This window comes from Ruoffia halotolerans (assembly GCF_014049385.1).
Taxonomy (GTDB): Bacteria; Bacillota; Bacilli; order Lactobacillales; family Aerococcaceae; genus Ruoffia; species Ruoffia halotolerans.
Window position 1 is genome coordinate 1 of the sequence record NZ_JACAOA010000004.1, and the last position, 22,273, is coordinate 22,273.

At 37.5% G+C, this 22,273-nt stretch carries 24 protein-coding genes, 2 pseudogenes and 1 other annotated feature; of the genes and pseudogenes, 5 read left to right on the plus strand and 21 right to left on the minus strand.

Annotation, left to right across the window (positions count from 1 at the left end; genetic code table 11):
• Positions 1–279: transposase (locus HW423_RS02095; protein WP_218930303.1), on the plus strand; the 279-nt coding region annotated here is incomplete at its 5' end.
• 145 nt (positions 280–424) lie between these two features.
• On the opposite strand, the gene rplA is transcribed toward HW423_RS02095, so the two are convergent.
• The 9 genes and pseudogenes from rplA to HW423_RS11585 all read right to left on the minus strand — a co-directional run bounded on the left by rplA (position 425) and on the right by HW423_RS11585 (position 5,934).
• Positions 425–1,117: a 50S ribosomal protein L1 gene (rplA, locus tag HW423_RS02100; RefSeq protein ID WP_218930304.1), complete on the minus strand. Its 693-nt coding sequence runs from the start codon at positions 1,115–1,117 to the stop codon at positions 425–427.
• Between the two features lie 81 nt (positions 1,118–1,198).
• Positions 1,199–1,624, minus strand: a complete 426-nt coding sequence (gene rplK / locus HW423_RS02105; RefSeq protein WP_218930305.1) for a 50S ribosomal protein L11 — start codon at positions 1,622–1,624, stop codon at positions 1,199–1,201.
• 325 nt (positions 1,625–1,949) lie between these two features.
• Positions 1,950–2,276: a hypothetical protein gene (locus HW423_RS02110; protein ID WP_218930306.1), complete on the minus strand. Its 327-nt coding sequence runs from the start codon at positions 2,274–2,276 to the stop codon at positions 1,950–1,952.
• A 55-nt stretch (positions 2,277–2,331) separates the two neighbouring features.
• Positions 2,332–2,463, minus strand: a complete 132-nt coding sequence (locus HW423_RS11285) for a hypothetical protein (protein ID WP_268951456.1) — start codon at positions 2,461–2,463, stop codon at positions 2,332–2,334.
• Positions 2,464–2,765: 302 nt separating this feature from the next.
• Positions 2,766–3,569, minus strand: coding sequence for a hypothetical protein (locus tag HW423_RS02115; protein WP_218930307.1), 804 nt, complete (start codon positions 3,567–3,569; stop codon positions 2,766–2,768).
• A gap of 38 nt (positions 3,570–3,607) precedes the next feature.
• Positions 3,608–4,153, minus strand: coding sequence for a transcription termination/antitermination protein NusG (gene nusG / locus HW423_RS02120; protein WP_218930308.1), 546 nt, complete (start codon positions 4,151–4,153; stop codon positions 3,608–3,610).
• A gap of 128 nt (positions 4,154–4,281) precedes the next feature.
• Entirely contained in the window at positions 4,282–4,455 is a 174-nt protein-coding gene (gene secE / locus HW423_RS02125) for a preprotein translocase subunit SecE (protein WP_218930309.1), read from the minus strand.
• A gap of 14 nt (positions 4,456–4,469) precedes the next feature.
• Entirely contained in the window at positions 4,470–4,622 is a 153-nt protein-coding gene (gene rpmG, locus HW423_RS02130) for a 50S ribosomal protein L33 (protein WP_138404229.1), read from the minus strand.
• 232 nt (positions 4,623–4,854) lie between these two features.
• Positions 4,855–5,934: pseudogene (locus HW423_RS11585) on the minus strand (IS30 family transposase).
• A gap of 247 nt (positions 5,935–6,181) precedes the next feature.
• On the opposite strand from HW423_RS11585, the gene HW423_RS02140 reads away from it, so the two are divergent.
• The 4 genes from HW423_RS02140 to HW423_RS02155 all read left to right on the plus strand — a co-directional run bounded on the left by HW423_RS02140 (position 6,182) and on the right by HW423_RS02155 (position 11,352).
• Complete coding sequence (locus HW423_RS02140; protein WP_218930310.1) at positions 6,182–6,913, plus strand: LytR/AlgR family response regulator transcription factor; 732 nt, start codon at positions 6,182–6,184, stop codon at positions 6,911–6,913.
• Positions 6,906–7,628 carry a sensor histidine kinase gene (locus HW423_RS02145; RefSeq protein ID WP_218930311.1) on the plus strand — a complete coding sequence of 241 codons (723 nt, stop codon included), beginning with the start codon at positions 6,906–6,908 and terminating at the stop codon, positions 7,626–7,628. Before HW423_RS02140 ends, HW423_RS02145 begins: the two co-directional genes overlap by 8 nt.
• A 74-nt stretch (positions 7,629–7,702) precedes the next feature.
• Positions 7,703–9,526 carry an ABC transporter ATP-binding protein gene (locus HW423_RS02150; RefSeq protein WP_218930312.1) on the plus strand — a complete coding sequence of 608 codons (1,824 nt, stop codon included), beginning with the start codon at positions 7,703–7,705 and terminating at the stop codon, positions 9,524–9,526.
• Entirely contained in the window at positions 9,526–11,352 is a 1,827-nt protein-coding gene (locus tag HW423_RS02155; protein WP_218930313.1) for an ABC transporter ATP-binding protein, read from the plus strand. Before HW423_RS02150 ends, HW423_RS02155 begins: the two co-directional genes overlap by 1 nt.
• A gap of 234 nt (positions 11,353–11,586) precedes the next feature.
• Here the strand turns inward: HW423_RS02155 and HW423_RS02160 are convergent, their stop codons facing one another.
• The 12 genes and pseudogenes from HW423_RS02160 to lgt all read right to left on the minus strand — a co-directional run bounded on the left by HW423_RS02160 (position 11,587) and on the right by lgt (position 22,204).
• Positions 11,587–12,180, minus strand: a complete 594-nt coding sequence (locus tag HW423_RS02160) for a sigma-70 family RNA polymerase sigma factor (protein ID WP_218930314.1) — start codon at positions 12,178–12,180, stop codon at positions 11,587–11,589.
• Between the two features lie 61 nt (positions 12,181–12,241).
• Positions 12,242–12,775, minus strand: coding sequence for an NYN domain-containing protein (locus tag HW423_RS02165; protein WP_218930315.1), 534 nt, complete (start codon positions 12,773–12,775; stop codon positions 12,242–12,244).
• An 11-nt stretch (positions 12,776–12,786) separates the two neighbouring features.
• Positions 12,787–13,593, minus strand: a complete 807-nt coding sequence (rlmB, locus tag HW423_RS02170; RefSeq protein ID WP_218930316.1) for a 23S rRNA (guanosine(2251)-2'-O)-methyltransferase RlmB — start codon at positions 13,591–13,593, stop codon at positions 12,787–12,789.
• Position 13,594: 1 nt separating this feature from the next.
• Entirely contained in the window at positions 13,595–13,999 is a 405-nt protein-coding gene (locus HW423_RS02175) for a Mini-ribonuclease 3 (protein ID WP_218930317.1), read from the minus strand.
• 1 nt (position 14,000) lies between these two features.
• On the minus strand, positions 14,001–15,422 hold the full coding sequence (gene cysS / locus HW423_RS02180; protein WP_218930318.1) for a cysteine--tRNA ligase: 1,422 nt from the start codon (positions 15,420–15,422) through the stop codon (positions 14,001–14,003).
• Positions 15,423–15,585: 163 nt separating this feature from the next.
• A complete protein-coding gene (locus HW423_RS02185; protein WP_218930319.1) occupies positions 15,586–16,326 on the minus strand; it encodes a cyclase family protein in 741 nt (246 codons plus the stop codon).
• A 2-nt stretch (positions 16,327–16,328) separates the two neighbouring features.
• Positions 16,329–17,489, minus strand: a complete 1,161-nt coding sequence (locus HW423_RS02190; protein WP_218930320.1) for a 5-methyltetrahydropteroyltriglutamate--homocysteine S-methyltransferase — start codon at positions 17,487–17,489, stop codon at positions 16,329–16,331.
• Positions 17,490–17,569: 80 nt separating this feature from the next.
• Positions 17,570–17,813, minus strand: a binding site (T-box leader).
• A gap of 527 nt (positions 17,814–18,340) precedes the next feature.
• A pseudogene (locus tag HW423_RS02195) lies at positions 18,341–18,712 on the minus strand (mercury(II) reductase); the annotation flags it as partial.
• Positions 18,713–18,911: 199 nt separating this feature from the next.
• The gene (locus tag HW423_RS02200; protein ID WP_218930322.1) at positions 18,912–19,442 is read right to left on the minus strand and encodes a multicopper oxidase domain-containing protein; all 531 of its coding nucleotides are present in this window, start codon (positions 19,440–19,442) and stop codon (positions 18,912–18,914) included.
• Between the two features lie 93 nt (positions 19,443–19,535).
• Positions 19,536–20,423: a multicopper oxidase domain-containing protein gene (locus tag HW423_RS02205; protein ID WP_218930323.1), complete on the minus strand. Its 888-nt coding sequence runs from the start codon at positions 20,421–20,423 to the stop codon at positions 19,536–19,538.
• 216 nt (positions 20,424–20,639) lie between these two features.
• The gene (locus tag HW423_RS11370; protein WP_328803108.1) at positions 20,640–21,323 is read right to left on the minus strand and encodes a NusG domain II-containing protein; all 684 of its coding nucleotides are present in this window, start codon (positions 21,321–21,323) and stop codon (positions 20,640–20,642) included.
• Between the two features lie 44 nt (positions 21,324–21,367).
• The gene (gene lgt, locus HW423_RS02215) at positions 21,368–22,204 is read right to left on the minus strand and encodes a prolipoprotein diacylglyceryl transferase (protein WP_218930324.1); all 837 of its coding nucleotides are present in this window, start codon (positions 22,202–22,204) and stop codon (positions 21,368–21,370) included.
• Positions 22,205–22,273 lie beyond the last annotated feature (69 nt).

Below are 22,273 nucleotides of genomic sequence, written 5' to 3' on the forward strand. Positions count from 1 at the left end.
TTAATGGAAAGTAAAAAATATGTCTTCCCACACAAGGTGAGAACAGCGTTTCGAACATTAACTTCCTACGCGTTGGATATTGAAAACAGCTTAACTTATACACTCTCGAATGGCGTTGTGGAAGGCACCGTAAACAAAATCAAGATGATCAAACGATCTGGCTATGGTTATCGCAATTACGGTCACTTAAGGTGTCGGATTTTAATCTCAACCCAGCTTCAACAACTTAATGCTGAACCTGTACGCCCATTGTATTTTTGTGACGAAGCGGCTCTATAGACGAATATACTCTAATCCAACAGATGACTAATATACTTACATCAAAAAAAGACGATAGAACTAAATCTATCGCCTTAAATATTCACCAACACTATTTGACAAAGAACCCAAATTCTAAGCTCGTAATTATTTAAGTTAAAATTGATTATTCCATTCCTGGAGCGTCAATTTTGATACCAGGTCCAAAAGTAGTAGACAATGTTAAACTTGTCATGTAAGTACCTTTAGCTGAAGCTGGTTTTAAACGAACGATTTGTTCGTGTAATGCGTTAAAGTTTTCTTTTAATTTAGCATCATCAAATGACACTTTACCGATTGGAACATTAACAATTCCTGCTTTGTCAGCACGGTAAGTAACTTGACCTGCTTTGATGTCGTTAACTGCTTTAGTAACATCTTGTGTTACTGTACCAGTTTTAGGGTTAGGCATTAGGCCTTTTGGCCCTAATACGCGTCCTAGACGACCAACTTGTCCCATCATGTCAGGTGTTGCTACCATTACGTCGAAGTCTAACCAACCACCGTTGATTTTTTCGATGAGGTCTGCTTCACCAACAAAATCAGCACCTGCTGCTTCTGCTTCTTTAGCTTTATCTCCAGTTGCGATAACTACAACTGTTTGTGTTTTACCAGTACCATGTGGCAATACCATTGCTCCACGGATCTGTTGATCAGCTTTTTTAACATCAATATTTAAGTTGTAAGATACTTCCATAGTTGCGTCAAAATTTGCAAAGTCGATTTCTTTCGCTAATGCAATTGCTTCGTCTGCGCTATAGAATTTGTTACGGTCTACTTTTTCAAGAGCCGCTTGAAATTTTTTGCTTTTCTTAGCCATTTTTTATTCCTCCTATATTTGTGGTATTAACGGTAATACCTCCCACACCCGATAGAATACGGGCTGGAAGCTGCGTTATGCTTAGCCCTCTACAGTGATACCCATTGAGCGAGCTGTTCCTTCAATCATGCGCATAGCAGCTTCTACATCTGCTGCGTTTAAGTCTTTCATTTTAATTTCAGCAATTTCTTGAACTTGTGCTTTTGTTACTGAACCAACTTTATTCTTGTTAGGTTCACCTGAAGCTTTGTTAAGTCCAGCAGCTTTCTTAAGTAAGATTGGAGCTGGTGGAGTTTTAGTAATAAAACTAAATGAACGGTCTTCATACACATCGATAACAACTGGAATAATCATCCCATTTTGATCTTGTGTTTGAGCGTTAAACTCTTTAGTAAACGCCATAATGTTAACTCCCGCTTGACCTAATGCTGGACCAACTGGCGGAGCTGGACTTGCTTGTCCCGCTGGAATTTGTAATTTGACTTGTGTTACGACTTTTTTAGCCACGAAACATTCCTCCTTGTAAAATTTTTTTCGTGATGTGGTTTACGGAGTGAGCTTCACTCCTCCCACTCAGTGTGCGTTCTTGCGCACCGAAATATTATATCACGTTTATTCCATATTGCAAGTGCTATTCTACATTTTTTATTATTTATCCTGCCGTTTAGTTAAACTTTCTAACAAAATGGTATGACTTTCTTCTAAAGCAGTTTGATTCGCTTCATCATTCCCACCTAATGCAATTAACACGGCTGAGTCTCCTAAGTACCTTTTATTTGAAAATAAGTGACCTGCCTCTGGATAATTGTATCATTCAATTCGGTTGGTATGTTCAATAAATATCCTCACCCATCTGACTGGAATTCCTCATTAAATCATCGCCACCGGCAAACATAATCCTTTCGCCTGTAATATCTTTGACTTTAATGCTTGCCGCTTCTAGACTGTCTGCTTCACTTCCTTCAATCACACTGTCATAAATAGGTTGATATGAAACAGGGGTATAGGTTATAAAGCCTGAGATCATTTGCATAGTTTCTATTATACTGCCTGATCGATTGCTCAAGTGCGCAAGAGGCTCACCTTCAAAGGACCATGAACTGGTATCTGCATTTTGTTGGTCTAATGAGAAGAAATTATAAGCAGACGGAGCATACAATACAATCTAATCAATCTCTTCATAAACGGTAGACTTCGTACCCTTCGCTTGCCAACTAGACAGCTAACTCATAGTTAGGTGAACCTTCGGCGCCCCCAAAGGTGAAGATCGCTCCCTCAGCTAAATTGCCATCTGGAACAAGATGGAAACCATTAACATAGCCTTCTTCGATAGTTTCAACTGTCATATTGTCTTATTCTGTCTCATACAATGTTAAATTGGCTGGCTCGACATAGACACTTTCTTCATCCGTTGCCAAATACTCACTATACCGCTTTGTTTGAACCTAACCTATTCCGAAGATAATCACCGTGATTAGAATAGCAATCACTACAATCCGGAGTAAAACTTTTAAGATGAGTCTCATGATGTGTCTCCTACTCTCTCTTAAGAAAACTCAGTGGGCTTGTTATAGTCATTTTACCTAAATGAAAGTGCATCCGAAGGAGCACAAAAAAAGATGAACCTAAATTAGATTCACCTTATAACTTATTTATTCGCTCTTTTAGCTCGTTGTTCTTTTTGTAGTCGGAACAGTTGAACGAAGCCAACGGCACTTATAACAAAAAGAACTGCGGCTACATACATAACGATATTACTTTTATATTCAAAGGATGAAAATGGACTATGTTTAATAAATATTCCTAGGATAGCCCATAATGCTACTGGCATAATCATCTCATTACCTAACTTTGTATAGTAATAAGCTGAAAGTGCTACCACAACAATCATTAACGCAACCGTCCAAATAATACCTATTGTACCGGTTAAATCAACACCTTGACTCACAGTATAAGTAGTTAAGTTAGCCATACTCGCCACTAATAACCACCCAAAATGTAGACCCATTGAGTATTTTAAAAGCCAAGGGTTTTCTCTTAATGTGGGTGTAGCACTAATAGTTTCAACACTTTTCATAATTCTAGTTGTGTATAATAAAATAACGATCAGTGAAGCAAGTAACCATTCATTACTCCAACAAATAATCCAGACAATGTTTAAAGCAATCCATTCTATCATTCGCGGTAAAATCAATTGACGGTAAAGCGCACCGAAACGATCTCCTTTTGGACGGATAAAATCAATACTAATTGTCAATGCCATTCCGATATAAATCACAGCCCAAATTGAAAAAGTAATACCTGCTGGTGCAAATAAATTCACATATTTATCTGAAACTTCTGCTTGAGTTGCTGGTAAGATAATCCCTGCCGCACTCAAATAGTTCAATAACAGTAAAAATACGAAGAATACTGGCACAGCCCGACGATAATATTTATGAAATGAGTTCATATAGTTTGTACTCCTAACTATCGTGATTTAGTTGCTTATTACAGTTCTTCTTCTTTGATTTGGTTGAATTCTAATTCAGCCACTGTTTCACGACCGAACATTTCAATAAGAACTTTAACTTTCTGATGTTCTTCATTCACTTCTTCAACAACACCTGCAAGACCTGAGAAGGCACCATCTGTAATTTCAACACGATCACCCGTATTGATATTTAAGTCGATAATTTCTTTCGGTAGTTCACCGTCACCTAGAATATAGGCAATTTCTTCATCTAAAAGTGGTGCTGGTTTACTTCCGGCACCATGCGAGCCAACGAAACCTGTTACCCCAGGTGTATTACGAACGATAAACCATGCATCATCTGACATAACCATCTCAACTAAAACATAACCTGGGAAAGTTTTTTGTGTTTTAGTTTTTGGTTCGCCGTCTTTCACTTCTGTAACATCTTGTGTAGGGACAACCACACGGAAGATATTCTCCCCCATTGCCATACTATCTTTACGTAAATCAATATTTTCTTTAACTTTGTTTTCATATCCTGAATAAGTATGTAGAACATACCATGCTTTATTTGATTCCATATTGAACTCCTTTCAAAAAATTCTCAAAATAAAAAACCTACAAAACAGTAGGTTCGTTCCTTGCGTCAATTATACCATTAATCCTTCAATGATTACTATAAAAAAACTAGAAATCACGCTCTTTTTTATTAGACATTAAATAACCAATCCATTAGTGACGAGAATACTTCATCGGTTAATGCAAAATAAGATGCGAAAATAACGACAAAGATAACAACAATCCAAGTAAAGCGATTGACTTCTTTAACTGATGGCCAATTTACCTTTTCCATTTCATTTCCGACTGATTTAATGTAGTTCATTCTTATCCACCTATCTACTTAGTTTCTTTATGTATTGTGTGCTTATTACAGTATCGACAGAACTTTTTAAGTTCTAGACGAACAGATTGACCCGTTTGTGTCGGTGTCATTTGGTAATTGCGTTGGCCACACTCTGTACATGCCAAAGCTGCTTTTCTCTGTGCCATATGCAACCCCTCCTATTATAGATTCATCTTTACATCTCAATAAATCATAATGAAAAGTACCTACAATTGTCAAGCATTGATTGCATAAGTTATCTAATTTATAATTTCCCTCTGTTGTCAAATCAAATGCAACACTATTGTTATTCAAAAGACATACCCCATTAGACTTTTAGGTATAGGGTTTCCCCCATGGGGGAAATGTCGCTTTTCGATTCTTTTATAACTCAAGTCTTTATTCCATTAAAGACAATTCGGTCTGGTAGGCTTCTTGAGCGGACATTAAACCGAGTATGGATCGTATGCGTTTATTTATCTTACCAGCTGCTTCTGATATATAGTCAGAAGTAAAATGATGTAACGATTTACCTTTCGGTATAAACTCTCTTAAGAGTTTATTGAAATTCTCGTTAGACCCCCGTTCCCATGATGCGTAAGCATGACAAAATTAAATAGATAAATCATCGTTTTCAAGCTCAGATACTTTCGCAAACTCAGATCCATTATCAAATGTAATAGTTTTAAACTGATGAGGGCTGTTTTCTACAAGTGTTTGAAAAGCCGTTAATACAGTCTCGCTTTTATAATCCTCAATCTTCATTGCTATAGCGAAGCGTGTTTTCCGTTCGACTAATGTAATGGCTGCCGGCTCTTCTTTATGGCGTTTTCCCTTTACTAAGTCAGCTTCCCAATGACCAAATTCCGAGCGGTCTAACACACTTGATGCTCGGTCCGAAATACTGGTACCCAGAACTTTCTTATTTCGTCCCTTTGGACGACTGTGCTTATTTTTTCTTGGTTTCAAACGATACATCATAGGTAAATCATGGGGCTTGATACACAGCGCATTTTGTCGAATGTAGCGATAGACGGTTTTGAAACAAGGCACTCTTTAGACGGTTTTGAAACAAGGCACTCTTTCCTTAGGATGTTTTAAAGCATAGGACATCACAAATGTTTTAATATTGTGAGTTCGCTCTTTTCCTTTGAAAACACCATTGTGGTGAGCTTTCTTTAATTTATACCAAAAGCGTCCAGAGTAAGCTTGCATACCTTTTGATTGACTGCGTTGTCTATTCTTTAAATAAGTGACTTCACCAAAGTCAGCTAGATACTTCTCGACTTTTTTACCTTGACTAATTTGGACGACGGTACCCCGTTTGATTTCACGTGAAATAGTTGATTTATTTCGGCCAAGCAAACGGGCAATCTCAACTTGCTTTTTGTCTTCTTTTAGCCATTGTTCGATCAGTTCACGTTCCGTGAATTTCAAATGCCCTTTAGATTTCTTTGTGTTAAAATGAGTGTGTGACATGAAGATTCTCTCCTTATACTATGTTGTGGTGACTTAAGTATAACGAATCTTCATGTCTTTTTTTAGTGTTGCGTTTCATCTTACAACACACCATAATAATAAACACCATAATGCTTAAAAAAACGACCAACCACTAATTGTTTGTTATTGCCATCAATCATTTATGTTATATTATGTCTAACGACGATAATTAGGAAAAATCAAGTGGAACGGATAGTATGAGTATTGGAGAAGAGGAGGTCTTTGAATGTCAAAAGAATTACACATAGCGATAGTAGATGATGAAAACATTCAACTCGATGCGATGAAGTCACTAATCAATCAAACAATCAAAGAAATGGGTCTACACGCAAAAGTATCCTCCTATTCAAGTGGAGAAGCCTTTCTTTTTGAGTTAGAAGACAACAAGGGCTTAGATATTGTATTCTTGGACATCGAGATGAAGCAGATTAATGGGTTGGAAGTGGCTAAGAAAATAAGAGAAATAGACCATGAAGTGACGCTCGTCTTTGCGACCGCATTCGCCGAACATGCCGTTCAAGGTTATGAAGTCCAGGCACTGGATTACCTACTCAAACCCATTGAAAGAGACAAAATTAAGCAAGTCATTCAAAGACATCTCGATAAAAAACCCTTAGTGAAAGAAACCTTAACACTGGAAGCAAAAGGTGAGATGCATAAACTTCTACTGGATGATATTCTGTACATTGAAGTCATTAAACGTGAATGTGAGATTCATTTAAACAATCAAGTGATAACCGTCACTCGTCCTTTAAAAGAATTGGAGGACAAGCTTAACGCTGACTTTATCCAGACTCACCGAAGTTACTTAGTCAATGTCGCTCACATCCATCGCCTATTAAAAACAGATGTTGAATTATCCAACGGACAAACCGTCCCTGTTTCTAGGCGTCTCGCTAAAACAGTTCAAGAAAAATTTATTGCCTTTAATAAAGGAGCGGTGTTTTACAATGACTGATTGGATAGGACTAACCGTCGTACTTATTATCCTTCTCAGTGCAGGGATAGTTATAGTTAGGCAAAAAAAGAGCATTGATTTTTATAAAATACAAGAAAAGGAACTCGACCAATACAGTGTAGAAGTCGAAACGATTTATAGACAGATGAGAGGCATTCGTCATGACTATCGCAATCATTTACAGGTGATGCACACCTTAATGAATGACCACCGTCTGGATGAACTGGATGCATATATTAAACAGCTGACCAATGAATTGAATCAAGTCGATACGATCATTCAAACAGGAAATACGATGATAGATGCCATCGTTAATACAAAGTTGACAGCTGCTAAACAAAAAGGGATTTCCCTCTATGCGACAGCCATTGCTCCAAATGAACTGGGTGTAGAGCATGTCGATTTAGCAATTATATTGGGTAACTTGCTGACTAATGCTATAGAAGCGACTGAGAAAGAATCCAGTTCTTCTGATGAACGTTTTATTCGTTTATACATAGCACCAATGAAAAACACGTTATATATTAATGTGACGAACACGATGACAGAGAATCCAAAACCTTCTCTGTTTTCATTAAAAAGCATCAACAGAAGAGGCTATGGCTTGTACCGAATTGACCAGGCAGTGGAGAGGTATCAAGGCATGGTCAACCGTAAATGGGAAGATGGCGTGTTTGCGACAGAAGTGACATTGCCGCTTAAAAACCGTTCGTAACCAAATACTAACCATTCATACACTTCTGAATAGGGAGTGTATTTTTTTGGTAAGATACGATTGAGGTGATGAAGATGAAAGAAAAAGTGAAGTATACAAAAATTCTATTGAAGGAATTATATGCATTCAAACCGACAGTATTTATAGCCATTCTATTAGCTACCCTTATTAGCGCGGCCTTACCCTTACTCCGATTGCTTTTATCTGCTTTTGTGATTCAGTGGTTAATGGAAGGGGTAGCGATTAGAGAATACCTACTAAGATTACTCGTATTTATTGCTCTTATTGGCATCGCTCAAATGGGTAACTACTATTTTATGCTCTACCAAGAAGAGAATATGAACCATTTTAGAGATTTCATGAGAAATAAAATTGAAACGAAGTATTTGAAGCTGGATTATCCGCTCATTATAGGAAAAGAAGCGCAGGAGAGATACAACAATGCCAGTGAATTGACCGATAACAACACGACCCTTTTTGGCCGATTAGTAACAGAAATTATTGAATTATGCAGTTCATTTCTAGGGGTTGTTTTGTATATCAATATATTAAGTCAATTAGAATCTCTGTTTCTTGTTTTAGTGGGTGTGTTTCTGCTCATCGTTGTCATCTTTAACGTATGGCAAGTGAAGATGGACCGGAAATTATTTCAAGCGAAAGCAGCCAATTCTCAAAAATTACGTTACTTGAGAAAAGTGTATGGGGAATCCCGTATCACTAAAGATGTACGTATTTTCCAGATGAAAGACTGGTTCAAGCAGATTGAAGATAAAACAATTGCGGAATACCACCGGCTTATCAAACCGAAAGTAAAGTTGACATGGACAGAAAGTACTCTGGTAAATATAGGGATTATCGGTCTATCTGCCTTATCTTATATTAGAAGTGTTCAATTGATTGCGGCAGGAGCGATTCCGGTTTCTAGCTTTGTCATCTTTGCCGGGTCTGTCACGATCTTAGCTCAAACCATCATGACTTTAGTCAACGCTATAGGCAAAATGAATACGAGTTTAAACGAGACAAAAAAATATGATGACTTTATGTCTCAAGGTCAAATATTTAACCATGGAGAAGGCAGACCTTTGCCAAAAGAACCTCTGTCGATTGAATTAAAAAACGTGACCTATACTTATCCAAATAATGATACATCAACGATAAACAATGTATCTTTAACCATTAAACCATACGAAAATTTAGCTATAGTAGGAGAAAACGGGGCTGGGAAATCGACACTGACTAATTTAATTGCCGGTTTACTTAAACCAGATACTGGAGAAATTTATATTAACGGAGTAGCTCAGAGTGAGTTTAACATTTCAGACTATTATGCTTTATTTGCGCCTGTATTTCAGGAGAAATTTTTATTGACCTATTCCATTAAAGAGACGGTCATTCAAGGCTTGCCCTTTGATGAATTAAAGTATAATCGTGTCTTGAAACAAAGTGGCTTGACTGACATCATTTCAAAGTTCAAGTCAAGAGACGAGACAAAAATTGTGCGCGCTGTTTATCCAGATGGAGTGAATTTGTCGGGAGGGCAGTTACAAAAATTGAAACTAGCTCAAGCCTTATATAAAGACGCACCCGTTCTCTTACTGGATGAACCGACTGCGGCTTTGGATCCGATCGCCGAACATCAGATTTATCAGGATTACTTCCAGTTTTCTAAAGATAAATTATCTATTTTTATATCTCACCGACTTTCGTCTACCCGTTTTTGTGATCGCATTATTTACATCAAAAATGGAGATATAACAGAAGTCGGAACGCACGAAGAATTAATGGCTGAGCAAAAAGATTACTTTAAGCTTTACGAAGCACAAGCCTATTACTATAAACATGATAAGGAAGAAAAAGAGGAAGAAGACGAGCCAGTCGTAACAGGAGGGGTGATTTAATGGAAAAGCTGACCGTGTATAAACGTGCCTTTAAAGATTTGTTTAGAGTTGGCAAAACTTACTATGTTCTGTTCTTTGTCCAATCATTGGCGAGATACAGTTTGCCTTTTATCGGCTACATCTATATGACCCAAATTGTGGATGCCTTAACAAGAGATGACATGACACGCATCCCTTCTTTAATCATGCAGTATTTGGTCATCTTGTTGGTGTTGCAACTGATTTCTGGATGGATAGACCCGCTAATCACTCATGAGGATTCTCTGTTTTTAAGAAAACTCTTTGCTGAACCAAATAAAAAGATGTTAACTATGCATTACCATTATGCGGAAAGTTCAGAAGTAAGAGAAGAATTAGAAATCATCAACCGAAATATGATGAGCAGCCAATCTTCTCTTCCGATGATCAATGTCCGTATAAAAGAAATGATGCCTGGATTGGTCAGTATTATATGGGGGGTTATTTTACTCACTCCGTTATTTAGAGTAGACACCGGCTTACTACCAGACGACTTTTGGTGGATGCACCCAAGTCTTGTTATCAGTGTCTTTCTTCTACTAATTGGAATCAGTGTATGGATTCAAATCGCGTCATCCAAAAAATCAGGTGAACGGCTAAAAGCGCTTCTTGCGGAATTGAAAGAATCTAATGCCCGATTTTTCTATGAAGATGGGATTCTTCAGGACTTTAAGTCCGGAAAAGAAATGCGCCTCTACAATTTAACTGAAAAAATGATCGAAAATAAAAGAGCTGAGTCTGAACAGACAGGGAGATTACTGTCTGAAAACTATAAACGCTTTCGATCCATGATGATCCCTACTACCGGCTTATTTCAGGTGATGACCTATTTGACCTATGCCTATGTCGGCTTGCTTGTTTTAATCGGAGCTTTACCTGTTGCTTTGATTATTCAACTTTCCAGCGCACTCAGTCAAATGGTCTCTGCTTTACCAGATGTTATCCAGCACGGCATGATGATGATTTCTTCACCAGGTGAATTAGAGCAGTATTATGCATTCATGGACTTGCCTGATGAAGAGGTCGTCGGCAGTTTACCTGTAGAAAAAAGGTTAGATAATGACTATCATTTCGCAATAGAGAATATGAGTTTTTCTTATCCCGGCTCAGATGAAACAGTCCTAAAGAACATCACTGAAAAGTTTGAAGTCGGTAAAAAGTATGCCATAGTTGGAGAAAATGGCTCAGGTAAAACAACGTTTATTAAGCTACTGACTCGTTTATATGAACCGAGTGAAGGGACAATAAAAATGAATAAAATCGATGCCCATAAGTATGATTTAAGAGAATACTTCAATCTGTTTGGCGTTGTCTTCCAGGACTACCATCTAGTCGGATTTTCATTGGGACAAAACGTTTCTGTAAAACCCTCTTTTGATAGAAAGAGAGTGTTGTCTACCTTAGATAAAGTCGAGTTAGGCGACTTCGTTAGAAATCTACCCAATCAGGAAGAAACCTACCTGGGAACAGAATTTGAAGAATCAGGCGTCAGTGTCTCTGGGGGCCAAGAACAGAAAATAGCCATCGCTCGGTCTTTATATAAGGATGCGCCAGTTATGATTTTAGATGAGCCGACCGCTGCACTGGACCCAATGACTGAATTTGAAATATATCAAAACTTTGATAACTTAGTAAAAGATAAAACAGTTTTTTATATTTCCCATAGACTCTCAAGCTCCAAATTCTGCGATGAAATACTCGTCTTTGATCAAGGGGAGATCGTACAAAGAGGCACACACAAAGAACTGGTGAATGAAAAAGGAAAGTACCAGGAGTTATGGAGTGCACAGGCACAGTATTATCAGTAAGTAAGAGTGAAAGTGAGAGAATTGAAGTTTAGCGTTTTTTGTTGACATGAACTCCATTTTTTTCGTTAAAAATGCAGTTCATTGGTAAATGTCAAAGCTGAACTCAACATTTCTGTTTGAAAGTGAAGTTCAGCAAATAATAATCTACTAAACTCAACTTAAAGCAGAAATATTTAATAAGAATTTGGTGTGTTGCATTTCATCTTACAACACACCAATTTATAATTTCAAAAGTTATTCAAGAGAGAATGAGTCCTTTAACTTCTTCCTACATCGATCATAGGCACTTTGCACTTGGGTTTCGCTAATGACCAATTGTTTCGCTATTTCTCTAACGCTGTCACCTTTTTGATAATTGAAGAACACTTTACGTTCTAGAGATGACAATGAATCAATAAATAAGTTATGGACTTCTTTCAATTCAATCATATCTTGAGCTGACATATGATAATGATTTTCAATCTGATCTAACAGATTGATTTCACTTTGATTTTTATTACTATGATATTCAAGTGGCAACTCTTTAATACCTCCACCACGCTTATAAGCCTGGTCAGCACGACAAAGATTAATGATTCGGTTCTTATATAATAATTTAAAGAAGCCTGAAAATCGGTGTTGTTTTTCTGGATCATACATATCGATGGCTTCTAACATAATAATTTGCGCTTCTTGGTAATAATCTTCTAAATCATAATTAGGAACTTTGATCTGATTAAAACATTTTTTATATAAAGGTACATATCTATTCACTATATGTTCAAAAACATCTGTATTAAATTCTTTCTTTAATCCTACAACCAACGCTTCAATGGTCATTGTCTTCATCGCTCTGTATCCTTCCTGTTTTAAAATAGGATGAAACAGTTTAAGTTATGTCTTAGGGGTATTAGTCGTTTTGCCTTTCAATCTCTTCTCGTAAGCGGTCCAATTTCTCTAAATGAGTGACGTCCCAAGGACTTCGCCTTCGAATGCGAGAGTCATAAAAAGTACTTACATCGCTTCTAATTTGTGACTTGGCGTAATTTACTTCCATTAGTAACTCATTAGCTGATTGTCTTAGAGCACCTTGTTGAAAGACCATCCACTGCTCGGCTGCATCGCTCGTTGCGACCACGACTCGAGTCAGGGCATTTATATGCTGTTTGACTGTCCGTTCAATATAACTATCTGCTGTTTCCCCTTCTTGTGTGAAGACAACAGTGACATTAAACTCCTCAAAAGTTGAGGTAATTCCTGGGACAAATTGTGCATCAAACACCACAATGACCTCAATATCTCGATACTTTCGATAGTTTGAAAGTTCAAATAATAGCAAATCTCTGGCTCCTTGAATTTCGTCACGTTTCTTTAACTGCTCTAATTCAGGCCAAGCACCAATCATGTTATATCCATCCACGAAGAGAACTTCTTTTCTGCGCATTTTATCGCTCCTTACATCTTTGGAATACGATGTCTGGCAACTTCATAAGCAAGGATTGCAGTAGCTACACTTGCATTTAAACTTTGCACATGTCCAATCATCGGGATAGTTACTGTACCATCGGCATTTTTTAGAATATTTTGTGATACGCCTTGCCCTTCATTACCAATAACAAGTGCAATCGCGCCTTCACTGTTCCAAGTTCGCATATCTTCGCCTTCCATAGCTGTCGCAAAGATCCAAATACCGCGTTCTTTTAACTCAGTGATTGTTTGAGAAAGGTTCGTTACGCGAATCACCGGCACATGTTCAATCGCTCCGGTTGATGTTTTTGCAACGACCCCAGTTAGTCCTACGGCGCGGCGTTTTGGAATAATAATTCCATGAACACCAACGGCATCAGCCGTTCTAATAATTGACCCTAAGTTATGCGGGTCTTCTATCCCATCTAAAATGAGAAAGAAAGGCGGGACTCCTTGGGAATCAGCTAAGTCAAACGCATCATTCAATGTAGAATATTCAAATGGTGGCACAGTAGCAACAACACCTTGGTGATTTGCATTATCTGTCATATCATCGAGTTTCGATTTTGGAACCTCTTGGAATACAATGCCTTGTTGCTTCACTAGATTCAATATATCAGTAATTGATGGACCTGAAATTCCCTTTTGTAGAAATAGTTTATTTATTTGTGATTTTGACTCCAATAAATTGATTATAACGTGTTTTCCGTACTGAAATTCGGAATCCTGCGATATTTCTTCGTTATTCTTTGATTTTTTGGGGTCGTTATTTTTTCTATTTGGCTTCGCAGACATATTATCCCTCCTGATTCTCATCGATATAATCAACGGCTGCCTGTAGAAGTTCTTGTAGGCGCTCAAATTTGCGGCTCATATGTAACCAACCAACGAGTGACTCAAAGCCAGTCGCTTGGCGGTAATCTCCGATCGATGCATTTTTAGCTTTTGTATTGGCTTTATTATTTCGACCGCGTTTGTACATTGTAATCTCTTCTTGAGTTAAGTAGTCATCAAAAGATAGCCAATGTTGCATCACTCTTGCTTGTCCGCGTGCTTCAACGTATTTTACCGCTGCTTTATGTAATTTATTGGGGCTTGTTTCGCCTTTACTTAAGACATAATCACGGACAAAGACTTCATAAACAGCGTCTCCAATATAGGCTAAGGCTGCGCCGTTGAGTAAGTTTGCTTTTTCATTCATATTAATTCTCTCGTTTCCATTGTGTTCCGTGTGGCGTATCGTCTAGTAGTATTCCTTGGGCTTTTAACTCATCGCGAATTTCATCGGCACGTTGGAAATTACGATCAGCGCGTGCTTGGTTACGTTCATCGATTAAAGCCTGGATTGTCTCGTCAACTAAGTCTTCTTTCTCAAGGACTAAGCCGAAAATACTTAATAATTCATTTAATTTTTGTTTCATTTCAATTAAAACAGCTTTTTCAACTGTTTCTTCTTCAAGATAGTGATTCATCACTTTAACCAGTTCAAACACTGCTGTCATACCGTTTGCTGCATTGAAATCGTCATCCATGGCGACTTTAAACGATGTTTCGATCTCATTTATTCGGTCTAACCAGTCAGAATCTTGCACTTCGGTTGTCTCTTCCGTTTGGTCAATACGGTAATTTGTACGGCGTAATACTTCCCTTAAACGAGCAATATTATTTCGCGCATCCTCTAAAGCCGCATCATCATATTTCAACGGACGACGGTAGTGAACTGTTCCTAGAAGATAGCGGACAACCATTGGATCTACCGCCTCAATTAAATCTCTCAATAGAACAAAATTCCCTAAAGATTTACTCATCTTCTCTTCATCTTGTCCAAATGTCACAAACCCATTATGTAGCCAGTAATTTGCAAAAGTCTGGTCATAATGACTTTCTGATTGCGCAATTTCATTCTCATGATGAGGGAACTCTAAGTCTTGCCCACCTGCATGAATGTCTAATGTATGACCTAAATGTTTCGTTGCCATCACTGAACATTCAATATGCCAACCCGGACGTCCTTCTCCCCATGGAGATGGCCAACTAATCTCACCGTCTTTAGCCTTTTTCCATAAAGCAAAATCAATTGGATTCTCTTTACGTGCAAGTTCTTCATCATTTGTACGCTCACTTGCCCCAACACGCAATTCATCTAAAGACATATGAGACAGTTCACCGTATTTTTCAAAGGAGTCTGTTCTAAAATACACATCCCCATCTGCTTCATACGCGTGACCTTTTTCAATTAAACGCTCATTAAATGCCACAATATCTTCAATATGATCCATGACGCGTGGATATTTATTCGCAGGTTTAATATTCAAAGCACCTGTATCTTCCATAAATGCTTCAATATATTTATCTGCCACCTCTTTAGGCGTTAATCCTTCTTCTTTAGCTGCTTTAATAATCTTATCATCAACGTCGGTAAAATTTGATACATAGTTAACAGTAAAGCCACGGTACTCTAAATAGCGACGAATTGTATCGAATGCCACACTACTTCTAGCATTCCCAATATGAATATAATTATATACAGTGGGTCCACAAACATAAAAAGTCACTTCATTCTCTTTTTGTGGTGTAAAAAATTCTTTTTGTCTAGTTAATGTATTATATAATTGGATACTCATTGTTATTGACTCCTTTATTTAATGTATTCATATCTTATCATAATTACCGCCGTTTACCTATGGAGAGAATGGGTAAGATTCTTCTATTCATTATTCCAATATAAAGAAAAACCACCACCTAAACGCCTGCGCTAAGTGATGGTTTAATGATTATTAGTTATACCTATTCATTTGGGACTAAAGCAAAAGCACGAACACTAAACCCTGGTGACCCAACAATATTCACTGGTGCGACAATAATTACAGCTCCTTGAGTGGGTAATTGCTCTAGATTCTTCATCACTTCGACTTGATATTTATCTAAAGCTAACCAGTAATACTCAGCAGCAAGGGACCCTGTGCGAGTGTAATCGACACCACTATCCGTATCTAAAGTCTCATGTCCAATGGCAGTCACTTGACGCTCCTTATGTAAATATTCTAATGCCTCGACTGACCAACCTGGCGTGTGACTCACACCTGACTCATCTTTATTATAAAAGGCATCGTGATCTTCCCAACGTCTAGACCATCCGCTTGAAAAAGCAACGAAACTTCCAGCTGGAATCTTTCCATTCTCTTCTTCATACGCTTGAATATCTGACACACTGACTGTGAAATCAGAATTTAATTCCACTTTCTCTTCAAAATGCAGTACATACAACGGAAGAATTAACTCATCTAAAGTTAACTCGTCTAAAGTACGTTTACCCGTTGCGAAATGAATCGGTGCATCAATATGGGTACCGTATTGGCTCGGCAGTGTAAATTCTTTAGCATAAAATCCATCTAAATCAATGTTAAAGATCACTTTCTCTGTTAAAATTTCTAAAGCTGAAAACTTTGGAATCTCATCAGAAACTGGATGACTTAAATCAACTCGCTTAGCACTTAATAATAGTTGAGCGAAATCAGTTTGAGTCATATCTATCCCCACACTTCTTCAGCAACTGATTGAACTAAACGGATCTTATCCCATTGTTGTTCTTCTGTTAAGATATTGCCTTCTTCAGTTGAAGCAAAGCCACATTGTGGACTTAGACATAAGCGTTCTAACGGAACAAATTCCGCCGCTTGATGAATGCGTTTAATTAATGTTTCCCGATCTTCTAACTCACCATCTTTTGATGTTACTAAACCTAGAACAACGTATTTATCATCAGAAACATATTGTAATGGTTCAAATCCGCCCGCACGATCCGTATCGTATTCTAAGAAGTATGCGTCGTAATTCCCTCGGTCAAATAAAGGTTGTGCAACTTCATTATACCCGCCTTCTGTTGCCCATGTTGAATTATAATTTCCTCGACATACATGGGTATTAATAACTAAATCTTCCGGTGCACCTTCTAAAGCTTTATTATTGGCAGTGATATAAAGTTCTTTTAATTTTTGACGAGTTTCAGCTTTTTCTCTTTCTTCTATATTATCTGAGTTTAACTGAAATTTAGTAGATACGCCTTCAGGGTTCTCTGACACAATCATCCCCCATGTACAGTCATCTAATTGGATTGTACGAGCTCCAGCGTCATATAAATCACGAATAACTTGTTGGTATGCTTTTGCTACATCGTTAACTAATGCTTCTTCACTAGAATATACTGCTTGAGTGGCTTCGATGTTTTCTGGGCGATATAATTCAGCAAGTAATTGAGCTGGTGCTGGGAAAGTTTGTTTTGCTTCAATACCTTCGGACACATGATCACGAACAAACTTAAAATCCTCAACAAACGGATGATTTTCACCTGAAACTGGCCCTGATAATCGAGCTGTTTCGGCACGAGTATACACACCATGGAATTGATAACCACCGTCGTTAACTTTTTCAACCCCGTTTAAGCCCCAAAAGAAATCAAGATGCCACCAACTACGGCGAAACTCACCATCTGTCACTGCTTTAAGTCCAACTTCTTCTTGTTTTTTGATTAATTTAATAATGAATTTATCTTCAACGTCTTTTAACTCTGCTTGTGTAATTTCTCCTTCAGCAAACTTTGCTCTAGCTGCTTTTAACTCCTTTGGTCTTAAGTAACTTCCTACAACATCATAGCGAAATGGTGAACGTGTGCGTTTTGTAAATGTAGTCATGTGTGTTCCTCCTAATATTTTAAAATAATTTAATCAAAGAATTTATGGTAATAAAAAAATCCGTCCCTTTATTATAAAAACAAAGGGACGGATTATCCGTGTTACCACCCTAATTTACAATCGTTTTACAACGATTGCCTCAACAATGCCAGATAAACTAACTCTATCTGAGATTCGGCAATATAACGGTTGCACCCGTCTAGATAGCGTTAACCATGCTAGCCACTTAGAGCTCATCTTCCTTACCTTTAACTAGACCCTTTCTCACCAACCGGGCTCTCTTTACATGTCTTCAATAAGTACTCTTCTCTTCGATGTGTTTCTTTAAACTTTGATTAATGTTTGATTATAATTTAACTCCTAAATAAGAATAAGTCAAGTGAAATCTTTCCGTTATCTCATATTATTTATAAAAGTTTTGTAAAACACATCTTTTCACTTCATCAGTGAATTCATTGATGCCATGAGAACCTCTATAGATTTTTTGAAAACTTTTTATAAAAGATGTAAATTGTAATTTTATTTTGCATTAAATTTAAGAGGTGCTTTGCACTAATAAAATAAAAAAGACTATTTCTGGGGAAAATAGTCTTTTTTCCATGTTTGTTATTGAAAGTTTACTTATAAGAAATAGTAGTTTTTAATTGCTCGGAAACTCCAAAGTAACAAATATTTACTTTTTCTTAGTAAATCTTAAATGTGTGATTATTGAAATAATTAATATCCTCGTATGAAAATTCTTTTAAAAATTAGTTAATCCATTATTTATTTATAGAAGAGTGTATCTATTGATCATAGATTATTTAAAATGGGTGCAGTTCATTTGAGGAACTGCCGCCCATTTCTGTATATTATCCTGCACAACAAGATAACTTTGAAACATCGTTATTATACCCGAGTGCTACAAGTTTCAATCCTTCTGTCATCGTTAAATAGGGAGCCATTGTGTCCGTTAAATCCTCGACTGTTAAACCAAATTTAATATCTAAAGTCCCTGCATAAATGACTTCGCCTGCATTTTCAGCAACAATATGAACACCTATTATTTGTTGATTTTGAGCGTTGATAACAAGCTTGATTAACCCAGTTGCATCATAATTAACTAGTGCCCTTGGTACATTATCTAAATCTAGGATTGACGTTTTAACATCTATTGCCTTATCATTTGCTTGTTCTTCTGTTAAGCCAACTGTACCTACTCCAGGAACAACGGATAGAGATATAAAAAGTCGGAAACAAATTAGAGGGGCTCCCTCAATTTGTTTCCGACTTCTTTTTTTTATGCACTTTTTCGAGCTATCATTAGAAAACATCTATTTAAATTCATTTTTTTATGCACTTTTTCAAGCTATCATTAGAAAACATCTATTTAAATTCATTAATAGGACTGAAATTCATTTGCAGTATCTTAACAAAATATCGTTACTTCACTAATATCTGCCCCATCATTCCATTGTCCTCATGTTCCAAGATATGACAATGCATCATAAAGATTCCCGGTTGAGAGAATTCGATTTCAATTTTGACAACTTCCCCCGGAGAAACGAGGAAAGTATCTTTCCACCCTGATTCATAGGCTTCTGGAGGACTTCCGTTCCGAGAAAGTATACGAAATTGGACACCGTGGACATGAAATGGGTGGGGCATGTCCACCATCATCATAGAGGTATTCGGCATTGCAATGTCCCAGACTTCCTTTTTACCTTGTTCAACGGTAAAGTCAATGCGTTCCAAATCAAATTTTCTTCCGTTTAGTGTCACCATGTGTCCCATTCCACTCATCTCAATTTGTCGATCTGGTAAGGAGTCAGCTTCCACTGGCGGTAAATCATTGAGTTTTTCTGGTAAAGGCTTAAGACTTCCTGACTTATCTCCTGTTATTTGAAGTGCTAGGATTTCTGTTGTCGAGATGTCAACAAGGGAAACTTCCTCTCCCACTTTATACTTACTCATGTCCACTACAATTTCTGCCCGTTCCCCCGGTGAGAGAAGGAACTCTTTTCTTTCTACAGGTGTTTCTAGGAAACCGCCATCTGTAGCGGTCTGTTAAAAGAAAGATTCATCAGAAAGACGCAATTGATAGTTTCGAGCATTGGAACCATTGACGACACGCAAGCGAACCCATTCCTGTCCTACTTCGATATAGGGACGAATCGTCCCATTTACCAATGGGATGTCTCCCGTGGTCCCATCAAAATTATAGACCGTATCATAATTAAACTGGTTATCCTCATCAAAAAATCGTTCTTGTAGAATGAGGGGAAAGTCATTGACTCCATACTCTTTCGGGAGATCCAAAGAGTCCGAATGCTCATCTTCCACAAAAATCAATCCAGAGAGACCATTATAGACCTGTTCAGCAGATTTTTGGTGTGCATGCGAATGGAACCAAAGGGTCGCCGCTTCCTGATCCACTGTAAAATCTACCTCTGCGCTACCTTCTGCTTCAATCGCATGGTGAGGGCCTCCATCTACATCAGAAGGGATCTTCAGTCCATACCAGTGAAAAGTGGTCTCCTCTTCCAATTTATTTTGAAGATTGATATGAACCTGCTGACCTCTTCGCACTTGTAAAACAGGCCCCAAATAAGAACCATTATATCCGTACGTCTCTGTGAGTGGTCCTTCACGGAAGGAAGTCTGACCTTCATCGGCTACTACGGTATAGGAAACTTCCGTATCGGTCTCATAATCGCTCTTAAGGAGAGTGGGTAAGTGTAATTTGATAGACGGCTGCTCGGGTGCCTTTAATTCTACTGTGTTTGTTTCCCTATTCATGCCGTTTCTGCCGCCCATCATATTTCCCATTGGATTGTCATTAAGTTCAAAAGAGGGACCGAAGTTAAACGGGAAGAACATAAAAAAAAGAAAAACGAGCACAAGCAAGGCGATTCCCAAGAAAAACAATAATGGAACCAAGCGTTTTTTATTCATATAAATTATCCTTCTCTCCACGAGAATTCTATTTTCATGGGTTCTGTCAGAAGGTTAAGGCAATACTCTTTATACTTCTATCAACTTAAAAGTAACCCCTAATAGTAGTTTACAAGCGTAAATCATTTATCACATAGTTATTTTATACTCATCAGCAAGCAGCGTCAACCATTTGTACTTAAAACATTTCTAATTCATTTTAAAAAATTACTTCCGTCAGGATATAACATCTATCTCTGTATCTTCAGGGTTTTCAGAGTTAATCTCAATTAACAGTCGATGTGGAATATTCAAACTCGTCTCTCCAGGATTCTGTATCCAGCCAGTTTGAACGGAAATTTGTTGAGGGCTATTGTCTTCCTTGTTTCGAATTCTTTCTCCATCAATTTCTATGATATTATATTTACCAGGAGCAGGGTAATAAGTGATTAGTTTGTTCTCTTTGTTTCCTGTTAAAAGGAAACGATCGACTTCTTCGCCATCGATCGATATAACTGCGTATATCTTATCGCCTTCATTTTGAGAATTCTGAACAGAATAGATAGCCATCGGACTAAAAGAAAGAGCCACCAACAGAAAAATAATAATAATATCAAAGGGCTTCATCATTTTTAACAAATTTTTGATTACAATCCCCCCTTTTCTTTTTTTAGTTTTCAGCGCTTTTTTAATCACTAAAGATATTTTTTTTCTTATTAAATATTCTTCTGTTATATTGCCTCTAGCGAACTCTTTTTGAAGGATTTCTAACGGTGTTTCGCGATAATCTGAATAAGTAAAGCTAGACAACCATCGACCAATCAAATAGACAGCCACAATAACCAGCCCTATCCAAAATAGCCCCTCTAATAGAAATGAACTAATCCCAAGTTGATTCAACCAATTAAAACAATGACTCAACCGTTATTTCCTCCTGACTAATTAAATACTTATATTTGAACTTTTTACTTTTTAGACAGTTTTAAGCTTTCTGAGTAAAAGGGTTTTGATGGGTAATCTCTCCTACGATAAACCAAAAGAATGATTGCGCTAATAAACAGCACGAGTGATAGCATTTGTGAAACTCGCATAATATCCCCAATCCATAAACTATCGGTGCGCATACCTTCTATAAAAAAACGTCCAGATGAATACCAAATGACATAGCTGAGGGCAACTTCTCCTCGACGTAATAGGCCTTTCTGATTCCTTAGGATAATAAGAAGGATAAAACCTAATAAACTCCATAACGATTCATACAAAAATGTCGGGTGGTAATAGGTACCATTTATGTTCATCTGTTCAATAATAAACTCTGGTAAATAAAGAGTTTCTAAAAATTGGCGACTCACTGCTCCACCGTGGGCCTCTTGATTGATGAAATTTCCCCAGCGACCAATCGATTGAGCTAGGAGGACACTAGGGGCCAGTATGTCTAGTAAAAGAGTTAGCGTCATTTTCTTTCTTTTTGCAAACCAGTATACTGCGAGACCACCCGCAATTAGCCCCCCATAAATGGCAATTCCACCATTCCAGATTGCGATGATTTCACTCGGATTCTGTATATAGTAGTCCCATTTGAATAAAACGTAATAAAGTCGGGCACCGATAAAGCCAATTGGTATGGCCCATAATGCCATATCTACCACGGTATCTTCTTCAAGTCCCAGTTTTTGAGCTTCCTTTGTAGCTAATGAAATGCCGATCAGCATCGCTAGAGCAATAATAATTCCGTACCAATAAATCTTTATCGGGCCAATTGAAATAGCAACTGGATCGATTACACTAAGTAAAACATTCATTCTTCAATCCCCTTCATAGCTTACATTAGTTAATTGTTTTAAATCACATAATTTAAGTTCAATTTGTGT